At 61.1% G+C, this 25,303-nt stretch carries 23 protein-coding genes, 1 tRNA gene and 1 riboswitch; of the genes, 14 read left to right on the top strand and 10 right to left on the bottom strand.

The annotated features are described in order from the left end of the window. The first annotated feature begins 80 nt into the window (after positions 1-80). Positions 81-1,529 (top strand): GGDEF domain-containing protein, encoded by a 1,449-nt coding sequence (locus Q7V20_RS23690; protein WP_304796620.1) that lies wholly within the window; start codon positions 81-83, stop codon positions 1,527-1,529. 85 nt (positions 1,530-1,614) lie between these two features. Here the strand turns inward: Q7V20_RS23690 and Q7V20_RS23685 are convergent, their stop codons facing one another. Then, entirely contained in the window at positions 1,615-3,150 is a 1,536-nt protein-coding gene (locus Q7V20_RS23685) for a P-loop NTPase fold protein (RefSeq protein WP_304796617.1), read from the bottom strand. 154 nt (positions 3,151-3,304) lie between these two features. Next, positions 3,305-4,492, bottom strand: a complete 1,188-nt coding sequence (locus Q7V20_RS23680) for a restriction endonuclease (protein WP_304796614.1) — start codon at positions 4,490-4,492, stop codon at positions 3,305-3,307. A 209-nt stretch (positions 4,493-4,701) separates the two neighbouring features. Here Q7V20_RS23680 and Q7V20_RS23675 point away from each other — a divergent pair, with 209 nt between their 5' ends. After that, positions 4,702-5,172, top strand: a complete 471-nt coding sequence (locus Q7V20_RS23675; RefSeq protein ID WP_304796611.1) for a hypothetical protein — start codon at positions 4,702-4,704, stop codon at positions 5,170-5,172. A gap of 285 nt (positions 5,173-5,457) precedes the next feature. Here the strand turns inward: Q7V20_RS23675 and Q7V20_RS23670 are convergent, their stop codons facing one another. After that, positions 5,458-5,751, bottom strand: coding sequence for a hypothetical protein (locus Q7V20_RS23670; RefSeq protein ID WP_304796609.1), 294 nt, complete (start codon positions 5,749-5,751; stop codon positions 5,458-5,460). 13 nt (positions 5,752-5,764) lie between these two features. After that, the gene (locus Q7V20_RS23665; protein WP_304796606.1) at positions 5,765-6,391 is read right to left on the bottom strand and encodes a hypothetical protein; all 627 of its coding nucleotides are present in this window, start codon (positions 6,389-6,391) and stop codon (positions 5,765-5,767) included. A gap of 150 nt (positions 6,392-6,541) precedes the next feature. Here Q7V20_RS23665 and Q7V20_RS23660 point away from each other — a divergent pair, with 150 nt between their 5' ends. Next, on the top strand, positions 6,542-7,219 hold the full coding sequence (locus tag Q7V20_RS23660; protein WP_304796603.1) for a sce7726 family protein: 678 nt from the start codon (positions 6,542-6,544) through the stop codon (positions 7,217-7,219). On the opposite strand, the gene Q7V20_RS23655 is transcribed toward Q7V20_RS23660, so the two are convergent. The 4 genes from Q7V20_RS23655 to Q7V20_RS23640 form a co-directional block, all read right to left on the bottom strand. After that, positions 7,216-8,295, bottom strand: coding sequence for a beta family protein (locus Q7V20_RS23655; protein WP_304796600.1), 1,080 nt, complete (start codon positions 8,293-8,295; stop codon positions 7,216-7,218). The genes Q7V20_RS23660 and Q7V20_RS23655 overlap by 4 nt on opposite strands. Next, positions 8,288-8,680, bottom strand: coding sequence for a hypothetical protein (locus Q7V20_RS23650; protein ID WP_304796597.1), 393 nt, complete (start codon positions 8,678-8,680; stop codon positions 8,288-8,290). Before Q7V20_RS23650 ends, Q7V20_RS23655 begins: the two co-directional genes overlap by 8 nt. Positions 8,681-8,805: 125 nt before the next feature. Continuing rightward, positions 8,806-8,881 (bottom strand) — tRNA-Ala (locus Q7V20_RS23645). After that, on the bottom strand, positions 8,872-9,774 hold the full coding sequence (locus Q7V20_RS23640; protein ID WP_304796594.1) for an NAD(P)-dependent oxidoreductase: 903 nt from the start codon (positions 9,772-9,774) through the stop codon (positions 8,872-8,874). The genes Q7V20_RS23645 and Q7V20_RS23640 overlap by 10 nt, the downstream gene beginning before the upstream one ends. 204 nt (positions 9,775-9,978) lie before the next feature. Here Q7V20_RS23640 and Q7V20_RS23635 point away from each other — a divergent pair, with 204 nt between their 5' ends. Further along, a complete protein-coding gene (locus tag Q7V20_RS23635; protein WP_304796591.1) occupies positions 9,979-10,968 on the top strand; it encodes a sensor domain-containing diguanylate cyclase in 990 nt (329 codons plus the stop codon). Between the two features lie 252 nt (positions 10,969-11,220). On the opposite strand, the gene Q7V20_RS23630 is transcribed toward Q7V20_RS23635, so the two are convergent. After that, a complete protein-coding gene (locus Q7V20_RS23630) occupies positions 11,221-11,544 on the bottom strand; it encodes a cell division protein ZapA (RefSeq protein ID WP_304796590.1) in 324 nt (107 codons plus the stop codon). After that, on the bottom strand, positions 11,541-11,780 hold the full coding sequence (locus Q7V20_RS23625) for a DUF904 domain-containing protein (RefSeq protein WP_304796587.1): 240 nt from the start codon (positions 11,778-11,780) through the stop codon (positions 11,541-11,543). Before Q7V20_RS23625 ends, Q7V20_RS23630 begins: the two co-directional genes overlap by 4 nt. A gap of 21 nt (positions 11,781-11,801) precedes the next feature. Beyond that, positions 11,802-12,053: riboswitch (cobalamin riboswitch) on the top strand. A gap of 58 nt (positions 12,054-12,111) precedes the next feature. Here Q7V20_RS23625 and Q7V20_RS23620 point away from each other — a divergent pair. The 10 genes from Q7V20_RS23620 to cobN are packed head-to-tail and all read left to right on the top strand — an operon-like array spanning position 12,112 to position 25,282. Next, entirely contained in the window at positions 12,112-14,064 is a 1,953-nt protein-coding gene (locus Q7V20_RS23620) for a TonB-dependent receptor (RefSeq protein ID WP_304796585.1), read from the top strand. Positions 14,065-14,075: 11 nt separating this feature from the next. Further along, complete coding sequence (locus Q7V20_RS23615; RefSeq protein ID WP_304796582.1) at positions 14,076-15,932, top strand: TonB-dependent receptor domain-containing protein; 1,857 nt, start codon at positions 14,076-14,078, stop codon at positions 15,930-15,932. Next, positions 15,932-16,492 carry a bifunctional adenosylcobinamide kinase/adenosylcobinamide-phosphate guanylyltransferase gene (cobU, locus tag Q7V20_RS23610; protein ID WP_304796579.1) on the top strand — a complete coding sequence of 187 codons (561 nt, stop codon included), beginning with the start codon at positions 15,932-15,934 and terminating at the stop codon, positions 16,490-16,492. Before Q7V20_RS23615 ends, cobU begins: the two co-directional genes overlap by 1 nt. 7 nt (positions 16,493-16,499) lie before the next feature. Beyond that, positions 16,500-17,399, top strand: coding sequence for an ABC transporter substrate-binding protein (locus Q7V20_RS23605; protein WP_370652558.1), 900 nt, complete (start codon positions 16,500-16,502; stop codon positions 17,397-17,399). 11 nt (positions 17,400-17,410) lie between these two features. After that, complete coding sequence (locus tag Q7V20_RS23600) at positions 17,411-18,361, top strand: iron ABC transporter permease (protein WP_304796728.1); 951 nt, start codon at positions 17,411-17,413, stop codon at positions 18,359-18,361. A 1-nt stretch (position 18,362) separates the two neighbouring features. After that, positions 18,363-19,145, top strand: coding sequence for an ABC transporter ATP-binding protein (locus Q7V20_RS23595; protein ID WP_304796574.1), 783 nt, complete (start codon positions 18,363-18,365; stop codon positions 19,143-19,145). Further along, positions 19,142-20,458 carry a cobyrinate a,c-diamide synthase gene (locus Q7V20_RS23590; protein WP_304796571.1) on the top strand — a complete coding sequence of 439 codons (1,317 nt, stop codon included), beginning with the start codon at positions 19,142-19,144 and terminating at the stop codon, positions 20,456-20,458. The genes Q7V20_RS23595 and Q7V20_RS23590 overlap by 4 nt, the downstream gene beginning before the upstream one ends. Then, the gene (locus Q7V20_RS23585) at positions 20,455-20,922 is read left to right on the top strand and encodes a hypothetical protein (RefSeq protein ID WP_304796569.1); all 468 of its coding nucleotides are present in this window, start codon (positions 20,455-20,457) and stop codon (positions 20,920-20,922) included. Before Q7V20_RS23590 ends, Q7V20_RS23585 begins: the two co-directional genes overlap by 4 nt. Continuing rightward, on the top strand, positions 20,919-21,281 hold the full coding sequence (locus tag Q7V20_RS23580) for a DUF2149 domain-containing protein (RefSeq protein WP_304796566.1): 363 nt from the start codon (positions 20,919-20,921) through the stop codon (positions 21,279-21,281). Before Q7V20_RS23585 ends, Q7V20_RS23580 begins: the two co-directional genes overlap by 4 nt. Beyond that, positions 21,278-25,282: a cobaltochelatase subunit CobN gene (gene cobN / locus Q7V20_RS23575; protein WP_304796564.1), complete on the top strand. Its 4,005-nt coding sequence runs from the start codon at positions 21,278-21,280 to the stop codon at positions 25,280-25,282. The genes Q7V20_RS23580 and cobN overlap by 4 nt, the downstream gene beginning before the upstream one ends. Positions 25,283-25,303: the final 21 nt, after the last annotated feature.

The following is a 25,303-nucleotide window of genomic DNA, read 5'->3' as shown; positions in this document are numbered from 1 at the left end:
GCGAAAAAACGCCATCATGCCTGCCTTGCATCTGCTACCGTATTGGTCACCCTGACTGAGCCCTCTGGAAAGACCCCTCGATGGACGATCTCTATGCCGACATGTTTGAGCTGGCACCGGTGTCGCTTTGGCTGGAGGACTACAGCGCTTTGAAAACGCTGTTCACGCAATGGCGCGAGGAGGGGGTGACCGACCTGCGCGCCTTTTTGCACCAATACCCTGAGCGCGTGGCCGATTGCTCCAAGTGCCTGCGCATCCTGCGGGTGAACCAGCGCACCTTGTCGCTCTATGGCGCACGTGATCTTGACGAGCTGTCGTCCAGCTTGCACCAGGTGTTCCGCGACGACATGTTCGAGCAGCACATTGAAGAGCTGGCGCAGTTGTGGGCGGGCCGCACCCAGTTTTCCAGCCAGACCGTGAACTACACCTTGCACGGCGAGCGCCTGTCGATTTCGCTGAAGGCCAACATCTTGCCAGGCCACGAAGACACATGGTCACGCGTGCTGCTGGCGATCGAGGACACCACCGAGCGTTCGCGAACCGAGCGCGCCTTGCGGACCAGCGAGCTGGAAGCCAAAGGCTTGTTTGAACATTCGCCGGTATCTTTGTGGCTGGAAGACTTCACGGGCATCAAGCAGTTGATTGAAGAGGTCCGTGGCCAGGGCATTGCCGACTTTCGGGTCTTCCTGGATGTTCACCCCGAGTTCGTCACCCGCTGCCTGCAAGAGATCCGGGTGCTGGACATCAACCAGCAGACTGTGCACATGTTCCGCGCGGCCGACAAGGTGTCTTTGCTGGCGCAGACCGACAAGGTCTTCCGCGACGACATGCGCCCGCATTTTGCCGAGCAACTGGTCGATCTGTGGAGTGGGAAGCTGTTCCAGCAACGCGAGGTGGTGAACTACGCGCTGGACGGCGAGAAGGTGCACGTGTACCTGCAGTTCTCGGTGTTGCCCGGCCATGAGGAGCGTTGGGACAAGGTGCTGGTGTCCCTGACCGACATCAGCGCGCGCAAGAAGGCCGAGGCCTACCTGGAGTACCTGGGCATGCACGATGCCTTGACCGGCCTGCGCAACCGCTCCTTCTTCACCGATGAGATCAACCGGCTGGAGCGCCACGGCCCCTGGCCGGTCAGCGTGGTGGTGGTGGACCTGAACAACCTCAAGGGCGTCAACGACGAGCTGGGTCATGCGGGCGGCGACGCCCTGCTGCGCCGCGTGGGCGAGATCCTGCGCAAGGCGGTCGATCGGCCTTGCACGGCGTCACGCATTGGTGGGGACGAGTTTGCGGTGCTGCTGCCCAACACTGATGCGCGTGGGTGCGAAAAACGGGTCGAGCAGATCCACGAGTTGCTGGCACTGAACAACCAGTTCAACGCGGGCAGCACACAGATCAGCCTGGCCATTGGTTCGGCGACCAGTGTGGACGGCGAGCGCATGGAGGCTTTGGTGCACCGGGCCGACCAGCACATGTACGAGGCCAAGCGGCGCTACTACGTCAAGCAGGGCTATGACCGCCGTAACCCCTAGGCGTTGGGTTCCTAGAAAACGGTCTTCACAGCACCGCAGGTTTTGGATACCGAATTGGCCCGAGCTCGAAGGGCTTTTGCCTCGGTCAAGAAGATAGGTAACCGGCGGCACGTAGCAAGTCAGGATAGATGCGAATTGATGGGAGGTAGGTAGCCTCCGGGCTATGTGGATTGGGCATTTCTTCCACTATTTCAGTGAGAAGGGTGCTTGGGTAGCTCCGCGAATTTGCGGAGTTGTTGACTCCAACTCCCCTTAGCGTCTTAAGGTCCTCAAATGACCACTCGTGGTATAGCGTAAACGCCGATGAGATTGAAACCTTTTCGCGCTCTAAGTATCCTTGCCGCGCAGTCTGAAACTCAAGTATCAGGTTTTCGAATCCCGCCTCGTCTAGAAGAGGTTTGTACTTGTCCCGTACGACTTTGGATTGCGTGATCTGAGTGAATACCTTCGGGGATCGATGCAGCACAGCAGCAAGCATTAGCAAGTGAAGAAGGAAAACCTTTCTCGCCGTGTCAATCCCTGCCACGGCCGCTTCAGCTATAAATGCGACTTGCCTCAACGAACGTAAGGACAGACCGAAGGCTGACCCTATGACGTCAAGGTGTGTAGCTACGATCTCCATTCGGTTTTGACTGGCTGTAAGGGGCGAAGGTAGTCCGGTGGCGATGCTTCTCGCGCTGAGCGCTGGGTACTCTCGTGCCAGCGCTTCACAATAGGCGGATCGTGAGGGCTTCGGCAACTGATACTCGAACGCGAAGAACCGCTTTAGGTATTGATACCCATCGAACCCGTTGCCATAAACAGCACGGACTGATTCCGCCATCTGCGGAAGATTGGTGGACACAACGAAGCAAACGCCGGGAGCGTCAAACAGATGCTTTATGCCTTCAAGCAGTCTTACTGCATAGTCGGGCCTGCATCGGTCAAGTTCGTCAATCAAAATGAATAAGGGAAGTGAAGCTTCCGCGTGTGCTTCTAGATGATGTAGCAAAGTGTCCAATGAGCCTTTGAAATCCTTGACAGCTTGCTTTGTCTCATCATGCGAATCCAAGGCCTGCTCAAATAATCGATCCAGACCCTTTCCAACAGCATCTTTTGCAGCCTCTATGTCCATTTCGGGTTGATCAAGACCGCCAGACTTAAACGCACCAACCACTCCATCCAGGTCGATCTTGCTTGACAGATAGCTTTTCACAGCGATGCCAGCGGCAGGAAGAATTGCCTTGCGCCCGCGCTGCAGCAATTCGCCGAACTTCTTCTTTGCTTCCGCTCTAGCCTTCTTCGCCACTGGAACCTTCTGGACCCATGGATCAAGGCCATTTCGAAGCTCGGCGAGAAAGCCTACAAGCGGTTCTTCTGCAAGGTCGTTTTGCCAAGCGTCGAATTCAATTACTGGATGGTCGCAGTTGCGTAGGTCTTCAGCCCAATGTTTGAGGAAGAAGGTCTTCCCTGTGCCCCAAGCAGAATCCAAAGCAAAGCAAAGTGCTGCTGACTGTGCAACCTCGCCCCCTTTACTCGTCATCTTTTGCAGTACAAGTCTATGAAGGAAATCGGCTGAGGCCTTGCGCCCCAATAAGTCTCCTTCCCATTGTGCTAACACCGCACTTGTAGCATCCGTCATCAACGCCTCCCCTGTGAATCAAGCTAATGGTAGCGGACGCCCCCTGGGAGGAAACCTCGCGCGGTTTTTAGGCGACCGCCTTCCCGGGGCTGGGGAGGTTTCGACAGCATGGCGAAACGAGGCGCCTGAACGCACCCACACATCGGGCCAGTGTTCATTCACTGCCGTCGTTAAGTTTGCGCAACTCAACGGGGAAGTACTCGATACGACCGTCCGTCATCTCACCAGGGTTAAAGGAGCGCGGCTCCCATCGACTGATGGTTTCGACCTCGGCGATGAAGCTCTTGAAAGGCCCACGCCTTCCAGTGACAAACTGAGCGTAAATGTGAGGGACTTGCACGTACTCGTCGCCGAGGTCATCAATGTCCACGATATCGTCGAACGGAACCAGTCCGACAACTTCGAGCCAAGCTCGATTCACTTCCGGAATCGTGCTCCAGAACTCGTAGATAGTCTGCCGCGTCTCGCCGTTCCGGTCTTCGCCCAACCAAGGGTCTTCGTGTGTATGTCCTCTTGCGTCGTTCACAACCATTGCGGCGTCCCACGATTTGCCGTCGTCAGAGAGGTATGCGAAGTAGCGTTGCACACAGAACTTAAGCCCCTCGTGGGACATGCCCCGGTACGGTTGCACCATCCACGGCGGGTTCTTCTTGAAATCAGCGAGGTCGCCCGTGTACGGGTACTCCGTGGCATCAGGCGAGCGCAGCAATAACGAGGCGTGGGCGTGGTCTCTCAGTATGCGGTTCGCCTTCCTCTTCATAACCAACCGGGCCCGCAGGTCGGCTCGTTGTGAGCGCTGGCGGATGGTCAGCGAAAAGCCGAAGTAGGCGAATAAGAGGTGGTCGTTCTCGGGGCGGAAGAGCCGGTCCTCGAGCTCAGCTTTGCCCCAGAGGTGCCACTCCTCCAACTCCATCTCGCGACACTTCTTGGCGAAGTCGTCGCGGGCCTTCTTGGAAAAATCACAGGCCGCTGTAAACACAAGTCCGTGGAGCTTCTCATCCGGGCCGAGCACGGTGTCGTCCAAGTACTTGACCAAAGCCTTCGGCCCAATGGCCCGCTCACGCTTGCATTGGATGAGCCAGAGCCTGTCATCAATGCCTTCGTTGAGGGTCGATCGCTCCTCGACTGTCTCGTCTTCCTCCGCCGAAGCCAAGAGCTGATCCCTCCTGGCTACGATTTCGTAGCCTCGTGCGTCAAATCCATTGTCGCTGCCGGAGCGTCCCGTGGCCTCAAGTCGCCGCCAGGGCTTGAACTCGTACGCAAGCTGTCGTACGAGGTCTTCGAACCTCTTTGGGTCAAGGTCTTCGAAGTGCAGTGGTCCAATAGTGCGAGTGGTAATCATGCGAGACGATATCAGCTGGCAGGTTGCTAGGATTGTCGTTGAACGGAGACGTGCCTAAGCACCCTGAATCGACGTTTGAAAGCTACCAAGGCCTGGGCCTTGCCGCGGATGTCCTTGATCACGCAATCCATCTTGCTGCCGACATGGAGCGTTCCGCGCGCGCGAGGCGCCTTGCCAGCAGCTAGCATTCAGTTTTCGCGGAGTTGTGCATGAATCTTCAGGGGTTACTGCCGCAGTTGGTGCTTGAGGCCATTGGTTGGGCAAAGGCCCAAGCACTATACGTAGCAAGAAGCGGGAAGCCTCTAACCGAGCGGGGCCTTGCACTGGCACGCCAGGTGGGTGTGAAAAACCCCGAGCTTGTGCGGCTTCTGTACGTGGATCAGCTTCCAGTCCCGGTCAAGCAGTTGGCACTGCGACAGATGATCCTTGAGGAAAAGCTGTTTGAAGGCAGGGCAGGGCTAACGCTGGGTCACAGCATCATGATCGTTCACGGAGAAGGGGATTCTCGCCTGGTCTCACATGAACTTCGCCATGTTCATCAATACGAGGCATTGGGTGGAATCGAAGGGTTCATGCCTCGGTACCTCGCAGAGATCGACAGCTTCGGCTACGACGAAGCACCGCTTGAGGTTGATGCTCGCGCTCACGAGGTTAGTTGGCCAATGGATTCATGGGCATAGCCAACCGCTTCAGATGTTCTATAGATTTGGGAGCCCTCGATCTGCCCAGTCTTCAAGGCGACCTTTGCAGTACCAAGCGATAGCGCCCATGGGAAGCCAGGCAAACATAGCGATGGTCTCCATTGTGACGGCGTCCACATGCATCCATTCCACAACCTTCGCGCACCCAAAGCCAAGCGCTGCAAACAGTGCAAAAGCTGTCAGAAAGCAAACGGTGTGAAGGCGGCGCCTGTACTCGATTGCAATAGCTTGCCAGTTGACGGGATCATTCACTCAGCTGCCCTTTCAGTTTTCCCTAAGCACGGCGCGCCGCTCCATGGCATGGTCAGCGATTCCTGCTGCGTCGGCTTTTAGCTCTTCGCAGAGATATGTGCCGATCACGATTGACCCGTAGGACAGTTCAAATCCTCGGATGGGCCCTTCTTGCTGAATGGCTGCCACAATGGCCTCAGTAACCGATGAGAAACCGGCATCCTCGTACAAGGGCTGGCCGCTGCAAGAGACCGTGAAATCGTACAGGCCGGAATCGATCTTGTGGATGCTGAGGCTTGCGATGACGGATGGAAGCTTGCTTGTCATGATGTGGGTCGATCTATCGCATATGTGGTGAAACGAGAAAGTAAACAGGCTTGTAGCTGCTGCCAAACCAGTTGACGCGGGACCTATATCCATCTGCTTGATCTATTCGTAGTTCGGACAGCTGAGTCATTGCATCTTGCCAAGAAAAGACGCGTGACCTTGTGATGTTCGCAGCGATGTCCGTTAACTCTAGCGGCTGCAAAAGTGCGCCGTCTAGATCTTCTGTTAGGTGTGGCCGGGCCTGCAAAGCTACGCTGAACTCGATGTCTTTTCGAGGAAGACCATGAAGGGAGAACCAAAGCATGGATGCCTGGGAATGCAAATCAAACAATGATTCCACCACAGGAAAGCCCGCGATGGCGGGCACACCAGCAAGACTTGATTTCTCAGCGTATGTCACCAAGTCTTGGTTGATTTTTCCGTAAACCTTCCCCGTATCACTTTGCAGCTTCGGGCGTCGAGCAAAAACCGCCAGAAGGTGAACATGGCCGTGGAGATGTTGGTTCTCAGAAACCCTGTTGCCTTCCCTCGTCTTCCAAAAGAAAATTGGAGTGGCAAATTTGAACACCGATTGGAGGTGGCTTTGCAATGCTGGCACCAATGCGTACTCCGCAGTGCGTTCGCAAAAGAAGCTAGGCATAAGTCGATTTCCTCGCTTCGGCGTAAGCTATTGCCGGTGGCAAAATGCACTTGTTGATTAAGAGCTTCGAAGCGCCAAGAGAGGCTAGACTTGCAGGTTTTTTAGCTGTCATGTTGCCGTCCTTAGCGAGTGCTCCATGCGAGATCAGCCATGACTGAATCGGACATCCGTAGGGCTTTGATTGCCAAGTTGTCTTCCTCGCCTTCGGGGCAGGGGGCGGCATTCATTGCTGAAATGTTCGTCGATAGCTTTGCTAGGCGGGCAGACTTGATCATGGCTAATGGGAAGCTGAGTGCCTTTGAAATAAAAAGCAGTCGCGACTCTTTGGAGCGTCTCGATGGGCAACTAGAGTCTTACCTTCGTTTCTTCGAACAGGTGACAGTTGTTTGCGCAGTCAAGCATCTTCGTGGTGCCCAAGCGCAGTGTCCCGGTGACGTTGGAATTTGGTCGATTTCAGACGATGGTGCAATCACGGTTGTTCGTAAGGCTAAGGTCAGAACGGTGCCGGACAATGCCAGTTGGATGAGCTTCTTGCCTGTTGATGAACTGCGAGCTCTGGCTAAGCTTCAGAAGGTCAAAGTGACGGGCGGTAGGCCGGAAATAGTAAAGGCACTTCAAGCTATGCCGACACGTGTTGCCAGGGCATACGTGCTGGACTATTTGAAACGTCGAGAGCTGAGGATTCAGGCTATCCAAGATAAGCGGCAGAGTTTGCGCTTATCTACTGTCCAGAGCATTGATCGACAGCAGCGCCGATTGGCGGAGCTAGTGCGCTATGGTGAAGCTCTAGGCGCCACCAAGGCAATACCTCGTTTGGTACTCCCTTAAAAATCATCATCATCGGTATCATTCGAGTCGCCCTGCGATAGGCTTTCGGATAGCTCAAGTTGTCGTGCCAGATGGATGTTGACTCTAACGGCAATCCACGAGGCGGGAGCCTTGGCATGTGGGATGCCGTTCGCTGCATCAACAATCATTTGTTCGCCCCAAATTTTCCTGCTGCCGATGTCGGGATCAACTTTGACGATCTCCTTAGCGGCCGATATATAGCCTTCGGCCGATTGATCTTTTGGCCGGCGTTCAAAGTACCAATCGAACTCCCTTGGGTAATCGATACGTGCAGCCCATCGCATGATCGGCGCGTCATCATAGACAACAGAGTGGACAGAGCCGTGGTCGCCATATGCCGCCACAGAGTGCCCCCCGATCCTTTCATGCAGGTCGCGCTCAAGGATGTTTATAGAGCCTCTAAGTTGGGAGCTATCGGCAAAGGGCTTCGTTGATGATGGGAAACTTGTGGACAGTGCGGTGATAAATGCTTCAGGAAATTCCGCACGTAGTTGATTGATGGTTGTGATGGTAGCGGCGACGTAGGCAGCAATGGCTGCCCTTATGTATCCGCAATCAATGAAAACAAGAGCGTTTCTCGCATCGTCCATCGCGCTAAGGGCGCTGACCACGAGTGGAGTGTCTTTTGCGAAGTCCCTTATGCGAAAAGCCACTTTGCCCACTGAACGTTCGATCTCCACTGCCTGACGGATGATGTCCCTGCTTCGAGCATCGCTAGGTAGCTGTACAACTGGTATGGCATACGGATAGGCTGAGACAAATGCCCTCCATTGAGAAAAGTACCCCGAAGGGTCGCGCAACGCTTTTAAGTGGTCTACCAGATGACGGCCATCTGCGGTTAGATCCAAGAAATATGGAAGGTCGCCCATGGCCTCTTTGACTTTGTCCGCAGCGCGAAGAAAGTCAGTAGCTTGCGGCCATTTACCAAGGGTGAGGAGGGGAAGGATTCTAGATTTGCGAGCCGCATCTAATTCGCCTAGCCCTTTTAGTTCTGCGTGCCTTGTACGTAGGGTGGGAAAGTAGCAGTACTTTTCGAATGACAGGTCTTTAATCATGGATCGGGTCCTCTCCTGGTTTTTCTCGAATCGCGGCTCTTGGTGTGGCGCTGCGCCCAGTCAGAAGACCTGCCAAGTAGTCGGAGGTTGCTGAGCGTCGTTCTAGCTCTGCCTGAAGGCCTTGAATTTGACGTTCGAGGTTTTGCTGTAAATGTTCAACTTGCTTGGTTAATTGGCCAATCTGCTGGCTATCACTTCTGGCTTCGGCGTGCGCTTTTGTGAGCAGAACTGCAAAGCTGAAAGCGGCTAACCAACCAGAGGCAACCAATGCGTATTCGCGCCAGGTTGACTCGGGGCTTATCAGGTAATAGATGCTGATTGCGCCGGCCACAACACCGGCTATTCCGTACAGATGCGTCAGCGTAATGCTGCTGTCTCTAGCCATCCTGCCTCCCTGCAGTCGGTTTTTTTCTAACTACCTAAACTCAAAACCAAGCGTTTTCACAACGGTGGGTTTGATGGTGGGTTTTTCTGCTAACTGCCCGCAACCCCGCATGAATCCTAGCGATCTGGTGGACCGAATCAGGATCGAACTGACGACCTCTGCATTGCGAACGCAGCGCTCTCCCAACTGAGCTACCGGCCCTTCAAAATCAGTGTAGGTGGCTTTTGTCGGCGCTGCAACTCGCAGAACACCCCTGATTGGTCCAACTGGTCGAAGCCATGGCTGGCCGCGTCAAAGTACAGCGCTGCCAGCCGCTGCGTGATGGGCGCGTCAAAATCCATCCCGGTGGCGGTGTGAAGTGCGTTGTTCAAATCCTTGAGCTGGATGGCCAGCGAGCCGCGTTTGGCGAAATCACGATCGACCATGCGCTGGCCATGCACTTCCAGGATCCGGCTTTCGGCAAAACCACCGCGCAGGGCCTCTCGCACCCGGGCGGGATCGGCGCCGCCGCGCTCGGCCAGCAGCAGGGCCTCGGCCACCGCGCCCAAGGTGATGCCCACGATCATCTGGTTGGCCAGCTTGGCCAATTGCCCGCTGCCCGTCGGCCCCACATGCACGGGTCGCCCCAGTGCCGCGAACACCGGCCGGGCGCGCTCGAAGTCTTCGGCCAGGCCACCAGCCATGATGGCCAGGGTGCCCGCCTCGGCGCCGACCGTGCCCCCCGAAACCGGGGCGTCCAGGCTGGCCGCGCCCACCAAGGCCAGGCGTTGGGCATGATCCCGGGCCTGCTCGGGCAGGATGGAGCTCATGTCGATCACCAAGGTGCCGGGTTTCAGCCCTGCCACGGCGCTGTCCGCGGCCAGGCCAAACAGGACTTCTTCCACCACCTGGCCGTGCTCCAGCATGGCGATCACGATGTCGGCCTGCGCCACGGCTTGTGCTGGCGAGTCGGCCACCAGTGCCCCTGCGGACTGAAGGGCATCGGCCTTGGCCCGCGTGCGGTTCCAAACAGTGACCGAAAATCCGGCGGCGAGCAGGCGGCGCGTCGTCGGCGCGCCCATCAGGCCGCAACCTAAAACAGTGAGCTGGGTCATGACTGGCACCAAGAGGGGGGAATTGAGGTCAATGCACCGTGGTAAAGCGCACACAAGTACTGTAAAGGTGGCTCACATCCCATGTTTGAAGGGCAGCCAGCCGCGTTAATTTAAGCCAAGATTTGGCCTTGAAGGCCTTCGGCCCGATGCACGCTCGAATGCACCGGGTTGTTCCAAGAACTCATGACCACACCAAACAACGTTATGGCCGATTCAAACGCTGTGGAGACACTGTCCGGAGGCGTGTTGTCAGACGCCCTGGTGCATGCCCTTGACCAATTGGGGGTGGCCTTGCTGATCAAGGATGTGGCCAGTGGACGTTACGAGTGGGCCAACGAGGCCGCTTCCAGTTTGCTGGCTGGCCCACGCACCACGGTGGTGGGCGCGCAGGACGCGGATCTTTTCGATGCCGTGCAGGCCGTGGCCTTGCGTGCGGCCGATCAACAGGCGCTGTCTTTGACGCAAGGCTTTCTGACCGAGCACCGCCTGGAGCGCTCTGGCGAGCGGCGTGACTTCACCGTTTGGCGGCAAGCGCCCGCGCAAGAAGGTGCACACAAGCTGCTGTCCGTCTGGAAAGACGTGACCGAACAAAAGCGCCGCGAAACCCAATTGCATTCCGCGCTGGAACAGCTGGAAGCCCAGCAAAAAGCCAACGACGATCTGCGCCGCGACATGCAGGACAACCAGGTGCGCGACAGCGCCTCCGGCCTGTACCACCGCGCCCACTTTGAAGAGCAACTGCGCCGCGAGGCCGATCTGTCCAGCCGCGAGCAACGCGAGTTCGCGCTGGTCTCGGTGTCGATCGACGGGCTGGAAGAGATCCTGCGCCTGCACGGCCCTGAAGGTGGCGAGCGCGTGGTCGAAGCCTTGGGCCGCTTGCTGCGCGCCAACACCCGCGCCATGGACTCCCCGTGCCGCCTGGGTGGTGATCGCTTCGTGGTGCTGTTGTCAGGCGTGGGCTTGGCCACGGCCCATTCCAGGATGGAGCAACTGCGCCGTCAATGCGCGGGGCATATCGTGCCGCACAATGGCCAGCAGATTCCGTTTTCGGTGAGCATGGGGGTGGCGAGCTTTCCGCACACGGCGGGCTCGGTCGAAGAGATGATGCGCAGCGCCGATCGCGCCATGGCCAGTGCCCGAGACACCGGTGGGAACCGTGTGGCCTTGGCCAGCATCCAATTCGTCCACACATGAGCGTCCACACATAAAGGTGTTCGTTGCGCACTGGTTGCCGCGTTCCTGAACCCAGGGGATTCAGGTGGGCGAGGTCAGCACAGCTTCGGGTTCATCTGACGCGAGACGATCACACCCGCTGGGCAATGTTCCAAGCCCTGGCTCTAAGAGCATCGGTTCAAGGAATTAAAAGCTTCCACGAACGCAACGAACGATTTCATTCTACTTGCGCCGCGCCTCGGCGGGTGTGGAAATACCCCGTTGCGAAGGGGTTTAAATCAGGTGACCATCTTGGCCCAGCACCTGGTCGATGCGGGCGATGAGCTTGTCCACATGTTCAGGCGAGGGCACGTCGGCCGAGTCAGCCGATGGCGCCACAACAGGCGCGGCCGCAGCAGGCCGTTCGGTCAGCTCGTAAGCCAGGTTCAGGGCAGACAACACGGCGATGCGCTCGCGTGCCTTGAGCTTGCCACTGTCACGGATGGCGCACATTTCGCGGTCCACGTGCGAGACGGCTTCTTTCAGGCGCGCTTCACCGCCTTCGGGGCAGCCCAGCAAGTAGCTCTGGCCCATGATCGAGACTTCGATTTGTTTCATGCGTCGGGCGTGTGGGTCGAGGAGGCGTCGGCTGGCGACGACGCAGGAAGCTTGTCGATCAGGGCATCGATGCGGGCGCGGGCGGCGGCCAGCCGGGCCTTGAGCGAATCACGCTCGTGCGTGGTCACGTCCAGTTGCTGTTGCAACAGGTCGTGGGTGCGCTGAAGCTCTTCGTGACGCAGCAGCAACCGCTCAACGCGCTCGGTGAGATCATCGATTCGTGACATGGCGGCCATTGTAGGCTGGCTTCCCGGCTCCCTTACAATCGCCATGTTGGTGCTCGTGCCAGGGTTCTCCCTGGTGCAGTTAAACGGGAAGCAGGACGGTTCAGGCATTCACACATGCCGTGCCCCACCTGCGCTGCCCCCGCAACGGTCGGCGGTCGAGATCCGGTTCATTTTCCAGATCTTCGGCCCGTGCTCTCTTGCCACTGGATGCTCACGCGTCTGGGAAGGCTGCATGGGTTGTACCGCCTAGCCCGGATACCGGCCAACAAGGGGTGCTTTGCACCATGTCGCTCATTGCCTGCGGGGACGCTGGCGCGAGCCTTTATCTGTTGTATCCATCATGTTGTCTTTGAATTCGGTGCGCCTGGCACCTGGGGTGCGTTCGGCCGTGGCCGTCGCGGTGTCTTGGGTTTTGCTGCCAGGTGCTGAGGTTCACGCTGCCGAAGTGCCGGCGTTGCCTGAACTGCAGACGGTGTTCGTGTCCGCGAGCCGGATGCCACAGTTGCTGAAATCGGCGCCCATTGGCGCCTCTGTGATCACCTCGGAGCAGATTGCCCGCTCGGGCGTGTCTGATGCCAATGAAGCCATTCGCCGCTTGGGGGGCGTGCCTGGCAAAACCGATTTGGCGGGGGGCCGCGAGTACACCCTGGACTTGCGGGGGTACGGCGACACCGCCAGCGCCAACACTGTGGTCATGGTGGATGGCATCCGGGTCAGCGAGAACGAACTGGTGACAGCAAGGCTGTCCTCGATCCCTGTTGACGAGATTGACCGCATTGAAATCGTGCGCGGTGGTGCCAGCGTCATGTGGGGAGAGGGCGCGACGGGTGGGGTCATCAACGTGATTCGGAAACGTCAGGCGTCGGCAGGGAACCGCGCGCGGTTGGAAGGCTCGGTGGCGAGTTTTCGGGGCAAGGAGGTGGTGGCCAGCGCAGCGCACCAGTCCGGCATTCTGGTGGTGGACGGCGCTGCCAAGAGCATCCGCTCGGACGGCTACCGTGACCGCAATCGTTTCGAGCAGGATGTGCGCGGCTTTGGGCTGCAGTGGACGACCGAGGCCTGGTCGCAGCGATTGAGGGTGCAGCAAGAGAGCCAGTTTGCCCAATTGCCGGGAACCTTGACGTTTGCACAATGGCGGAGCAACCCACGCCAGGCGGGCAAACCCAGCGACTTTGGCGGGACGGATGAAACCCGTTTGAGCAGCCACACCGAGTTCAGGTTCAAGGCCTGGACCGCGCAACTGGACTTGAGTTCGCGTTCACGCGATACCGATTCCACCTATTCAGGCGCCACCTATGAACGGTCGGTGTTGAGTCAACAGGCCACGCCCAAGCTCAGCCACGAGGTGAAGTGGTCGGGCTTGACCACCAACACGATCGTGGGATTTGACCTGCAACGCTGGACCTTGGACGCGCACAGCCCGGGTTGGGATGACCACGGGTGGCAATCGAACAAAGCTTTTTTTGCCCACAGCGATTGGGCGTTTGACACCCTGACTCGGCTGGCCTTTGGATGGCGCACCGAGCGGGTGAACAAGAAACAGCGCGCTGACTCCACCGCGTATGACCGCCGAGATTCGCTCAAGGCGGCTGAGCTTGGGGTGAGCCAGGAGTTGGCCAAGGACTGGGCGGTTTATGGCCGCTGGGCGCAGTCCTACCGTCTGCCCAATTTCGACGAGAACGGCAGCACCCCTGGCGGCCAGCCATTGCGGCCACAACGTGGGCGCGACCAGGAATTGGGGCTGCGGTGGTCTGCAGGGGCGAATGCTTTCTCTGCGCGCTATTTCCGGCAGGACAACGTGGACGAGATCATGTTTGTGCCTTTCACCTTCTTCAATGAGAACGTGGATCCGACGCGCCGCCAAGGGGTCGAGGTGGAAGGGCGTTGGAGCATGTCTTCGGCCTTGGAGTGGCGTTTGAGCTGGCAGAGGCTGTCTGCCAAGTACCGCTCTGGACCCAATGCTGGAAGGGAGCAGGTGCTGGTGGCGCCCCAGACTGCCACGGTGCGGCTGGCCTATCGGATCAGCGAGCGTCAGACGATTGACGCCGGTATTCAGTACCTGGGTTCGATGCGCTTTGGCGATGACGTGGCCAATCAATGTGACCGCAAGATACCGGAATCGGCCTTGCTGGACGCGCGCTATGCCTGGTCTGACAAGACATGGACCGTGGCGGTGTCAGGCACCAACCTGGCTGATCAGGATAGCTACAACTATGCCTATAAGTGCGCCACCGGTGGGCTGTATCCCGAACCCGGCCGGGCCTTCAAACTGACGCTGGCTCGCCAGTTTTGAGGGGCGGCATCATGGGAATTTCCAAACCTTTGTTGGTCGGCGCAGCCTTGCTTTGCGTCGAGTTTTCGGCTTGGGCCCAATCGGTGGGCAAGGTTGCACTGGAGCCTCTGGTTGTCACGGCGACGCGCACGCCGGTGCCTTTGTCCCAAGTCTTGGCTGACGTCACGGTGATCTCAAGGGGCGACATCGAGCGGCAGGCCGCAGGCACCATGGTGGATTTGCTGAGCCAGGTCCCTGGCTTCCAGGTCGCTCGCAATGGTGGGCCGGGCGCGGATGGCAATGTCTACCTGCGCGGCGGTGAAACGCGGCACATCGCGGTGCTGATCGATGGCGTTCGAATCGACACGCAGAACGCCAGCGGGGGCGCTTCCTGGCAGATGTTGAATCTGTCGCAGATCGAGCGCGTCGAAATCGTGCGGGGACCGGTCAGCGCTTTGTACGGCTCGGATGCGATCTCGGGCGTGGTCCAGATCTTCACGAAGAAGGGCAAAGGGCCCGCTGCGCTCGACGTGGGTGTGGCGGTGGGCGAGTGGGGCTTCTTGAAGGCCGATACTGGCTTGAGCGGGTCCGCAGGCCTGTTTGACTATGCGGTGTCGGCGTTCAGGGAGCGCAGCGATGGCTTCAGCGCAAGGAGCAATGCCAGGCCCGGCACTCGGGCTGCTGACCGCGATGGCTACACCACGGAAGGTGCCAGCCTGCGCTTGGGGTTCACGCCATTGGCGGCTCACCGGATCGAAGCGATCGCGTCCCAGCAGCATCTGGTCAGCCGTTATGACTCCACGGTGGTGACGCGCGACGACTATGGCGTGCGCGATTTGCATGACCTGAAGCTGCAATGGAGTGCGCAGTGGCTGGACAGCTGGTCAAGCCAGGTCGCGGTGGCCCAGTCGGCGGACCGGTATGCCACGCCATTGGTCAGCTATCTCACGCAAACCCATGTGGAGACGGCATCGTGGCTGAACGCATTCAAGTGGGGCAGTCATTCGGTGACCGCTTTGCTGGAGCGCCGCGAGGACACTTTGAAGAACAGCGATGTGGTGTTGTCGGGCACCTCTGGCGAAGGCCAGCGCAGTGACGATGGCCTGGGGCTGGGCTACGCGTGGCGTGCTCATGGCACGGCCATCCAGCTCAATGCGCGCACGGATTGGGACAGCGAGTTTGGAACACACAGCACGGGCTCCGTGGCGGCGGGCCAGGATTTTGCAGATCATTGGAACGTTCATGCATCGTGGGGCACGGGCTATCGGGGGCCGACCTTGTACCAACGTTTCAGCAAATACGGCAACCTGACACTCAAGCCGGAATCCTCGCGCAATGCCGAGTTTGGGGTACGGTATCAAAAGGACGGGGCCCAATTGGGTTTGACGGTCTACAACAACTGGGTGACTGACCTGATCACGGGGCCTCCCGGGAGCACCAGAACCTGTGTGCAAGATCCGGCCTACTGCTACAAGAACACGGCCTTGGCCCACCTGCAGGGGGTCAGTGTGAATGGGGCTGTACCGTTGGGGCCGGTGCGCTTGTCAGGGGCAGTCGATTTCGACGCTTCCAAGAACGCGATCAACGATGCCGATCTTCAACGCCGCGCACGCCGTCATGCATCACTGCGGCTGGACACCGACTTGAATCAATGGACCCTGGGTGCGCAGTTGTTGTCGGTGGGCAAGCGTTTTGACGATGCAGCCAACACCAAACCCCTGGGAGGCTACACCGTGGTGAATGTGGACGCTTTGTACCGAATCAACGCCCGATGGCGCGTGCTCGCACGCATCGACAACGTGGGCGACAAGAAGTACGAGAACGCGCAGACCTATGGAACCACACCTCGCACGGCCATCATTGGCCTGCGCTGGACACCGGAGTTGTGATGTCGAAGCACCACCTCATCGTTGGCGGCCAACGCAGCGGCAAGTCGCGTCAGGCCGAACGGCTGGCGCAGGCCTGGCTGCGGCAATCGGACGCAAACAACGTGACGGTGGTGGCCACGGCGCTGGCTTTTGACGACGAGATGCGCGAACGCATCCGGCGCCATCAGCAGGAGCGGCCAGCGGGCATGGCCACGGTGGAGTCACCCTTGCGGCTGGCCGAGGCCTTGCATGCCCAGGCGGCGCCCGGGCGTTTGCTGCTGGTCGACTGCCTGACCTTGTGGTTGACCAACTGGTTGATGCCCGCTGAAGGCGAGGCCGATCTGACTGCATGGCGCGCCGAGCGCGAAGCGCTGTTGGCGGTGCTGTCTGATTTGCCATCGCCCGTGGTGTTCGTGACCAACGAGGTCGGCTGGGGCATCGTGCCCATGTCGCGCGAGGTGCGGGCCTTTGTTGATGAATTGGGCTGGCTCAACCAGGCGGTGGCGCAGCGTTGCGGGCAGGTGACTTTGATGGTGGCAGGGCAGGCCTGGACGAGGCCCGTGACCCCGCACGAGGAATGACATGAACATGAAGATGATCTGGTGTTGGGCCTTGCCCGCCTTGATGGCGATGCAGCTTGCCCATGCCGCGCCTGGCGTGACCCTGGTCGACGACCGCGGGGTGACCGTGCGTCTGGATGCGTCACCTGCCCGCATCGTGACCTTGCTGCCTTCGCTGACCGAGACGGTGTGCGAGCTGGGTGGCTGCTCGCGGCTGGTGGGCACGGACCGCTACTCCAACCATCCGGCCTCGGTGCGCAGCCTGCCCAAGACCGGGGGCCTGGACGATGCCAACATCGAGTTGATCGCCTCGCTCAAACCTGATGTGGTGCTGCTGGCCTTGTCATCGCGCGTGACCGATCGGCTGGAATCCCTGGGCATCAAGGTGGTGGCCCTGGAGCCCCGCACCTACAAGGACGTGCAGCGCGTGGCGACCAAGGTGGCTCAAATCCTGGGCAGTGCCGATGGCGGCTTGCGTTTGTGGCAACGGCTGGAGGCCCAGGTGGACGCGGCGGCGAAGATGGTGCCCGCCAGCTCGCGTGGCCTGAGCGTCTATTACGAAGTGGACAGCGCGCCCTATGCCGCTGGCGAGTCGTCTTTCATTGGCGAAACCTTGACCCGCCTGGGCGCCAGAAACATCGTGCCCACCAGCCTTGGGCCGTTTCCCAAACTGAACCCCGAGTACGTGGTGCGGGCCGATCCCCATGTGATCATGATTTCGCAGCGCCATTCGGCGGCTGTGGGCGCGCGTCCGGGTTGGGACCGCATCCGCGCGGTGCGTGACAAGCGCGTGTGCGCCTTCACCTCCGAGCAAGGCGATGTCTTGTCGCGCCCCGGTCCACGCATGGGCGAGGCGGCGCAAATCATGGCGCGTTGCCTACGCGACGCGGTCACCGCCGCTGCTGCTGCTTCGGGAGTTGCGCGGTGAGGCCGATCACTTTGTTGCTCTTGCTAGTGTCCATCACGCTGGGTTTGCTGGTCTTGGGGCTGGCGGTGGGCAGCACGGGCTGGTCGCCGCCTTGGGGTGATCCCACCGCGATGCAGATCGTGTGGGACATCCGCGCGCCGCGTTGTGCTGGTGCTTGGTTGGCGGGTGCCTTGCTGGGCTTGGGCGGGGCGATCGCGCAGGGTCTGTTCCGCAATCCCTTGGCCGATCCTTACCTGTTGGGCAGTTCATCTGGTGCGGCCCTGGGCGTGGCCGTGCTGTTGGCTTTGCTGGGCGTGTCGCCCGTGGCGTCGGCGTGGAGCTTGCGCCTGGGTCTGACCGGGGCGGCTTTCGCGGGCGCGGTGGGGGCCGTCTCGCTGACCTTGATCCTGGCGCGAGGTGTGCAGCACACCTTGCGCCTCTTGCTGGCCGGCGTGGTCGTGGGCGTGGTGCTGGGTGCCTTGAGCGCGCTGACCATGCTCATGGTGCCCGACATCATGCGGGCCATGCAGGCCTTCATGATGGGCACGACGGGTTTTCTGGGCTGGAACAGCGTGACGATCCTGGCCAGCACCTTGGTGGTGAGTGTGCTGGTGGCCTTTGGCTGCAGCCGAGCGCTCGATGCTTTGACCTTGGGCGACTCGGCCGCCGTCAGCCTGGGCGTGCGGCTGGCGGGGGTGCGCATGTTGTTGATCGCGGCCATGGCCCTGGCCACCGGCGCGGCCGTGGCGCAGGCTGGGTTGATTTCATTTGTGGGCCTGGTGGCGCCGCACCTGGTGCGCAGCCGGGTCAATGCCACCAATGGGCCCGTGCTGGTGCTGTCGGCCTTGTTTGGCGGCGTGCTGCTGCTGGGCGCAGACATCGTCGCCCGTTGGGTGTGGGCGCCGCAAGAACTGCCGGTGGGCGTGCTCACCGCCGTGCTGGGTGGCGGCTATTTGCTGTGGCGCATGAACCGGGGTGGATGACATGAACACACCTCACCACGCCACCGCCCTGAGCGCGGACATCCAGGCCGTGCGCTTGTCAAAGCAACTGGTGCTGCACCCCATTTCCTTGAAGCTGCCAGCCGGCCGCTGGACGGCCATCGTCGGGCCCAATGGCGCAGGCAAGTCCACGCTGTTGCGCACCCTGGCAGGCCTGCAGCTGTGCGATGGTCAGATCGGCTTGCAAGGCCGTCCCTTGAACGAATGGCCCGCCAAGGAGCGCGCCCGGGCCCTGGCCTGGTTGGGACAGAGTGAAGCTGGTGCCGATGACCTGAGCGCGCTCGACGTGGTCATGCTGGGCCGACTGCCGCACCAAGCCTGGTTGGCGCCTGCCAGCCAGGCCGACCATGCCGCTGTGCAACTGGCCATGACGCAAACCCATTGCTGGGCGTGGAAGGAACGCACACTGGCCCACCTGTCGGGCGGCGAGCGCCAGCGCGTGTTGCTGGCGCGGGCCCTGGCCGTGCAGGCGCCCATCGTGTTGATGGACGAGCCTTTGGCCCACCTGGATCCACCGCATCAGGCCGATTGGCTCTGCATCGTGCGCGAGCTGGTGAAGCAAGGCGTGACCGTGGTCAGCGTGTTGCACGAGCTGAACATGGCCTTGCAGGCCGACGACCTGGTGGTGATGGCCAAGGGACAGGTGCGACACCATGGGCCGGTCGATTCTTCGTTGGCACATGCCGCGCTGCAAGAGGTGTTCGACCACCGGCTCAAGTTGTTCAACGTGGAGGGGCAATGGTTGGCCATGCCTTACACCGCATGAGGAAGTCTTCTGTGCAATGCCCTGCCGTGTTGATCAGCGCCCCGGCTTCGGGCCAGGGCAAAACCACGGCCACGGCGGCCTTGGCCCGTTGGCACCGCCAGCAAGGCTTGCGCGTGCGTGTCTTCAAGACCGGGCCTGATTTTCTGGACCCGATGATTTTGGAGCGCGCCAGCGGCCAGCCCGTGTACCAGCTGGACCTGTGGATGGGTGGCGAGGCGCATTGCCGCGAGATGCTCTACCGGGCGGCGTGCGAGTCTGACCTGATCCTGGTGGAAGGCGTGATGGGCCTGCACGATGGCGAAGCTTCCAGTGCTGGCTTGGCCATGCGTTTCGGCTTGCCGGTGCTGGCCGTCATCGATGGTTCGGCCATGGCTCAGACCTTTGGCGCCATCGCGCTGGGCCTGGCAACCTACCGCCCGGATTTGACGATGGCCGGTGTGTTGGCCAACCGGGTGGGCAGCGAGTCGCACGCGCAGATGTTGCGTGAAAGCCTGCCCGAGGGCATGGCCTGGTTTGGCGCACTGCCGCGCAACGAAGCCTATGGCATGCCATCACGGCACCTGGGCCTGGTTCAGGCTGAGGAGATCGCGGATCTGGAGCAACGAATTGACCAGGCCGCGCAGGCACTGGGGCGCTTGTCACTAACCTTGCCCTTGCCCGTGAGTTTTGAGCCGCCAGAGCCTGATCAGGCTGTGGTCCATGCGCGCAGGCTGCAAGGGGTGCGCATCGCCGTGGCGCGAGATGCTGCGTTCTCTTTCCTGTACCCGGCCAACCTGGACACCTTGCGCGATCTGGGCGCTGAGTTGATTTTTTTCTCGCCCTTGAACGACGCCGCCTTGCCCGAGGCCGACAGCGTGTACCTGCCCGGTGGCTACCCCGAGTTGCACTTGAACCAGTTGGCGCACAACAGCGCCATGAAGGCCGCCATCCAGGCCCACCATGCGCAAGGCAAGCCCTTGGTGGCCGAGTGCGGCGGCATGCTGTACCTGCTGGATTCGCTGAGCGATGTGCAGGGGCAAACGGCGCCGATGCTGGGCTTGATGCCCGGCAAAGCGGTGCTGCAAAAGCGCTTCGTCAACCTGGGCATGCACGGCGTGAGCTTGCCTGAGGGGGCGATGCGTGGCCACACCTTCCACCACGCCAGCATGGACAGCCCGATGAGCCCGGTGGCGTCGACGCTGCCCCAACGCCAGTTGGGCAAGGCCGAAGGCGTCTACCGCGCTGGCCGCCTGCACGCCTCATTCCTGCATTTGTACTTTCCTTCCAATCCGGCGGCCGTCTCCGCCCTGTTTGCTCCTGGAGCCCCCACATGATGATTGAAACTGGTTTTACTCAGGTGGCGCAATCGCTGCTGTGGCCTGTGCTCACGCTGGTGGCCCTGGGCTTCGTCTACGCCTTGTGGACTGGCGGCATGACCATGATGGAGGCCTGGCAGCGTTGGCGCAATCCGCGCTACACGGCCTTGCGCGTCACGCCCGACCTGTCGATGGAAGAGCTGGAGCTGTCCGTGGTTCGGCAGATCGAACCGGTGCGTTTGCTCAGCCGCCTGAGCCCGATGCTGGGCCTGATTGCCACGATGATTCCCTTGGGCCCGGCCCTTCAAAGCGTGGCCGCGGGCCAGGGTCAGCAGGCCCTGTCGGTGTTCAGCGGCGCGTTCGCCGGTGTGGTGCTGGCCTTGGCGGCCGCGTCCATCGGCCTGACCGTGTACTCGGTGCGCCGTCGCTGGTTGCTGGCCGAATTGCTGAACGTGCGCAAGGCACGCGAGGTGGCGGCATGAGCTTCAAGCACATCCACGTGATGGCCGAGGACGACGACGACCCGATGCTGTCGGCCGTCAACCTGGTCGACGTCTTCCTGGTGCTGGTGGTGGCCTTGTTGACGGCGGTGGCCGCGCAAAGCCAGAGCAATGCGCAAGACAACGTCACCATCATCCGCAACCCGGGCCAGCCCAACATGGAGGTGGTGGTGCGCGAGAACGGCAAGGAGATCAAGTTCAAGGGCGCGGGCAGCGCGGGCGCGGGTGAAGGCCAGCGCGCTGGCGTGGCCTACAAGCTCAAGGACGGCAACATCGTGTACGTGCCCGAGTCTGGCGCCTCCGCACCGCAAGGTGCCAACGCAGGGCAGGGGGCTCGGTGAGTGTGATCATGTCGGGTGTGCGGTGGCTGATGGCCTGGCTGGTGTTGGGCTGGTGCGTGAGCGCACAGGCGGCATCGCCCGTGGTGCTGTGGTTGACCACGGATGTCACACCCGCACCGCGCACCGCCATGATCGAGCGCCTGGCTCGCCAGCAGGGCCTGAGCGTGCAGCACCTGGAATACCCCTTGCGGGGCAGCAGCACACTCGCGGTGGCCGAGTCTGCTGCACTGGAGTCCGCCTTGAAAGAGTCGGCGATGGTGTGGGTCGATGCGCCCCACATCACGGCGCAAACTCGGTTGGAGCGTTTGCTGAACCAGCCTTTGTTGAAAGCCCGCAACCTGGTGTGGGTGACGCCAGAGGCCGGTGCCAACCGCATCGCGGCTTACTTGCAAGCCGGTGGCGAGCGCAACACCGAGCATGCCCTGACCCTCTCCCAGGCCCTGATCAAGGGCTTGCCGGCGCCTGAGTTGCCAGCCCCCCAGGCCTGGCCCAGTCGTGGCCTGTACCACCCGGATGCACCCGGTTTGTTCGCGGATGCACAGGCCTTGTCGCAATGGCAGCAGGCGCAAGGTGTGTTGCGGGGCCGACCTGCGGTGGTGTTGCTGGTCCACCGCTATCACTTCGTGAATGGCGCCACCCAGTGGATCGACGCCTGGCTGCGGATGTTCGCCAAACAAGGCATGTTTGCTTACGCGGCTTTTGGCCAGCAGGTGGACGCGTCTGGTCTGTCCGGCCTGTTGGAGGTGCCTGGTCAGAATGGGCCAGATCGCCGTCTGCACGCGCAGGTCGTCGTCATCCACCAGCTGTTGCCGCAAAGCGCTGCCTTGCAGCCGCTGTTTGCGCGCTGGGGCGCGCCCGTGTTGTTGACCCAGCCCTACCGTTCTGCCGACACGGCTGCCTGGGAGCAGGACGAGGGCGGCCTGTCGCAAAGCGATGTGCCTTTCTACCTGGCCCAGCCGGAAGGCGCGGGCGCCATGGACCCCATCATGGTGGTGGCCCACGCTGACCAAGGCCGACGACCCGAGCTGATCGAACGCCAGGCCCAGGCCGTGGTGGCCAAGGCACGCCGCCTGATCACCCTGCAGATCAAGCCTGCGCCCGACAAGCGCCTGGTGGCCATGGTCTACAACTACCCGCCAGGGGGCAGCAATTTCGGGGCGTCGTTCCTGAATGTGCCGCGCAGCCTGGAGCAGGTCTCTGGAAGCCTGGCCCAGGCGGGTTACGCCACCCATGCCGTGCCTGAGGCGCAATGGATCGATGGCCTCAAGCCCATGCTGGCCGCCTACTATCCCGGCTCTGACCTGCAGGCCTTGCTGGCCAGCAACCAGGCCGCCGCCTTGCCTTTGAAAGACTACGAAGCCTGGTGGGCCACGCTGCCCGCCAAGGTGCGTCGGCGCATCGAAGCGCAATGGGGCGCGCCAGGCAGCAGCCGTTATGTGGTCTCTTACCAAGGCCAACGGGTCTTTGTGATCCCTCGCATGCAGGTGGGGCAGTTGTCGGTGCTGCCGCAGCCACCGCGTGAAGAAACTTTGCACCTGGGCCAGAACCCCTTCATGCACCGCAGCAAGACGCCCTTGTCCCACCACTATCTGGCGGTGTACTTGTGGGCGCGGCAGGCCGATGCCTTGATCCACTTCGGCACCCACGGCACGCAGGAGTGGGCCCCGGGCAAAGCGCGCAGCCTTGACGTCTTTGACGATGCCTTGCTGCCGCTGGGCGATGTGCCGGTGGTCTACCCCTACATCGTTGACAACCTGGGTGAGGCCCTGACGGCCAAGAGGCGGGGTCGTGCGGTGCTGGTCAGCCACAAGACGCCAGTGTTCTCGCCAGCAGGCTTCGAGGCCAAGATGGCGCACATGCACGAGTTGATGCACGAGTGGGAGACCGTGGACGCTGGACCCACCAAGCAAGCTTTGGAGCGCCAATTGGTCGGCAACTTTGTCGAGCACCAGTTGCACCGCGACCTGGGCTGGACGGCCGAACGCATCGCGGCCGATTTTTCCGGCTTCCTGGAGTTGTTGCACCCCTACTTGGACGCCTTGGCGCAAAGCTCGCAGCCAAAGGGCTTGGCGACGTTCGGCCGCGTGCCCGAGGCTGCGCAACGTCATCAGACCATCTTGCAGGCCTTGCGCAAACCTTTGATTGATGCATTGGGCGAAGACATCGACGAAGCCTTTTTGATCAACCACGAGGCCGTCGCAACGGCACGTCCCTCGCGTTGGCTGGACGTAGCCTTGCTTGATGCGAAGAGGGCCAGCATGCTGGACTTGCGGCCCGCCTTGCCCAGTGGCCCGGTGCCCAACCGAGCAGCACGCCAGCCCATTGATTCGGCCGCCTTGTTCAAGCTGGCCGAGCGGGCCCAGGCTCTGGAGGCCCTGCTGTCCACCGAGGGTGAGATGCCCGGTTTGCTCACGGCCTTGTCCGGGCGCTTCATCACCGCGGCCTATGGCGGCGACCCCATCCGCAACCCCGACAGCCTGCCCACCGGCCGCAACTTGACTGGCCTGGACCCGAGCCGCTTGCCCACGCGGCAGGCTCATGAGGTGGCCAAGGGCTTGTTCAACGATTGGCTCAAAACCTGGCGTGCCGAGCATGGCGGACAAACGCCCACCCGCCTGGCTTTGTCGCTGTGGGCGGGCGAGACCTTGCGCCACCAGGGCATCATGGAAGCACAGGCCCTGGTGGCCTTGGGGGTTGAGCCGGTGTGGGATGACTCAGGTCGCCCCACGGGTGTGCGCGTCATCCCAGCGTCTACCTTGCAGCGTCCACGTGTGGACGTGCTGCTCAGCATCACCGGTTCGTACCGCGACCAGTTCCCGGCCTTGATGGCCTTGGTGGACCAGGCGGTGGCGGCGGCGTCCACGGCAGAGCCGGTCAATGCCGTGTCCAGCAACACCGCCGTGGTCGCGGCCGAGTTGCTCAAGGAAGGCGTGCCGCGCGCGCAGGCGCAAGTGCTGGCCCGGGCTCGTGTGTTCGGCAACGTGAGTGGAGACTACGGCACCGGTCTGTCGGAAGCTGTGCAATCCGAAGGCGTTCAGCGCGATGACAGCCGCCTGGGCGAGATGTTCCTGAAACGCATGAGCCAGCCTTATGTCGATGGACAGGCGCTGGAGGGCTTGCCCGAGGGCGTGGCCGCCAAGGCATTGGGCTCGCATTTGAGGCACACGCAGGCGGCAGTGCTGTCACGCACTTCACACCTGTACGCCATGGTCACCTCCGATGATCCCTTTCAATACCTGGGCGGTTTGGCGGCAGCGGCGCGCAGTGCTGGCAAGACCGAGGCCTTGGGGCTCTACGTGAACCAGTTGCAAGATGCCAGCGAGGTCCAAACCCAATCGGCCGCCACCAGCATTGCGTTGGAAATGCAGTCGCGTTACTTGCACCCCGGTTGGCTGGAGGCTCAAAAAGCCGAGGGCTATTCAGGTACGTTGCAAGTGCTCAAGGCGCTGCAGTTTGCCTGGGGCTGGCAGGTGACTGCGCCCGACACCGTGCGCCCTGACCACTGGCAAAACTTCTACGAAGTGCTGGTGCAGGACAAGCACAAGCTGGGGCTGCCGCAGTGGTTGCGCACGCACCCTCAGGCCTATGCACAATCGTTGGAACGACTGGTGCAGGCCCAGCGCATGGGCTATTGGCTACCCGATGCGGCCACGCAGCAGCAAGTGGCCCAGTTGTACAAAGACCTGACCCGCGAGGCGCCTTTGCCAGGTGAGATGGGTGCAGTGCGCCATTGGGTGGCGCGGCAGCTGAACGAGCCCACTCAGCCGGAAGCACCTCGTTCCGCCCAACCGCCACCCCACAAGCCAGAGACCCAAGCTGTCGAGCCGACACCCACCCCCAGCCTTCAAGGCGTGTTGTTGGAGCGTCAGCCTGACAATCCCCCACCTGAGCTGGACCTTGGCCGCGAGTTGTCACGTGCCCTGGCCGCTGTGTTGATGACTTTGCTGGTGGTGGGCGGCGCGTCGTGGCAAGCGCTGCGGCGGCCCGTGGTTGCCACCTGATCCTTGCATCCAAGATTGGAG

The sequence above is a fragment of the Aquabacterium sp. genome, from assembly GCF_030652515.1.
Taxonomy (GTDB): Bacteria; Pseudomonadota; Gammaproteobacteria; order Burkholderiales; family Burkholderiaceae_C; genus Aquabacterium.
The sequence above is the reverse complement of the archived record's forward strand: the minus strand, read 5'-3'. Positions and strand labels throughout refer to the sequence as shown.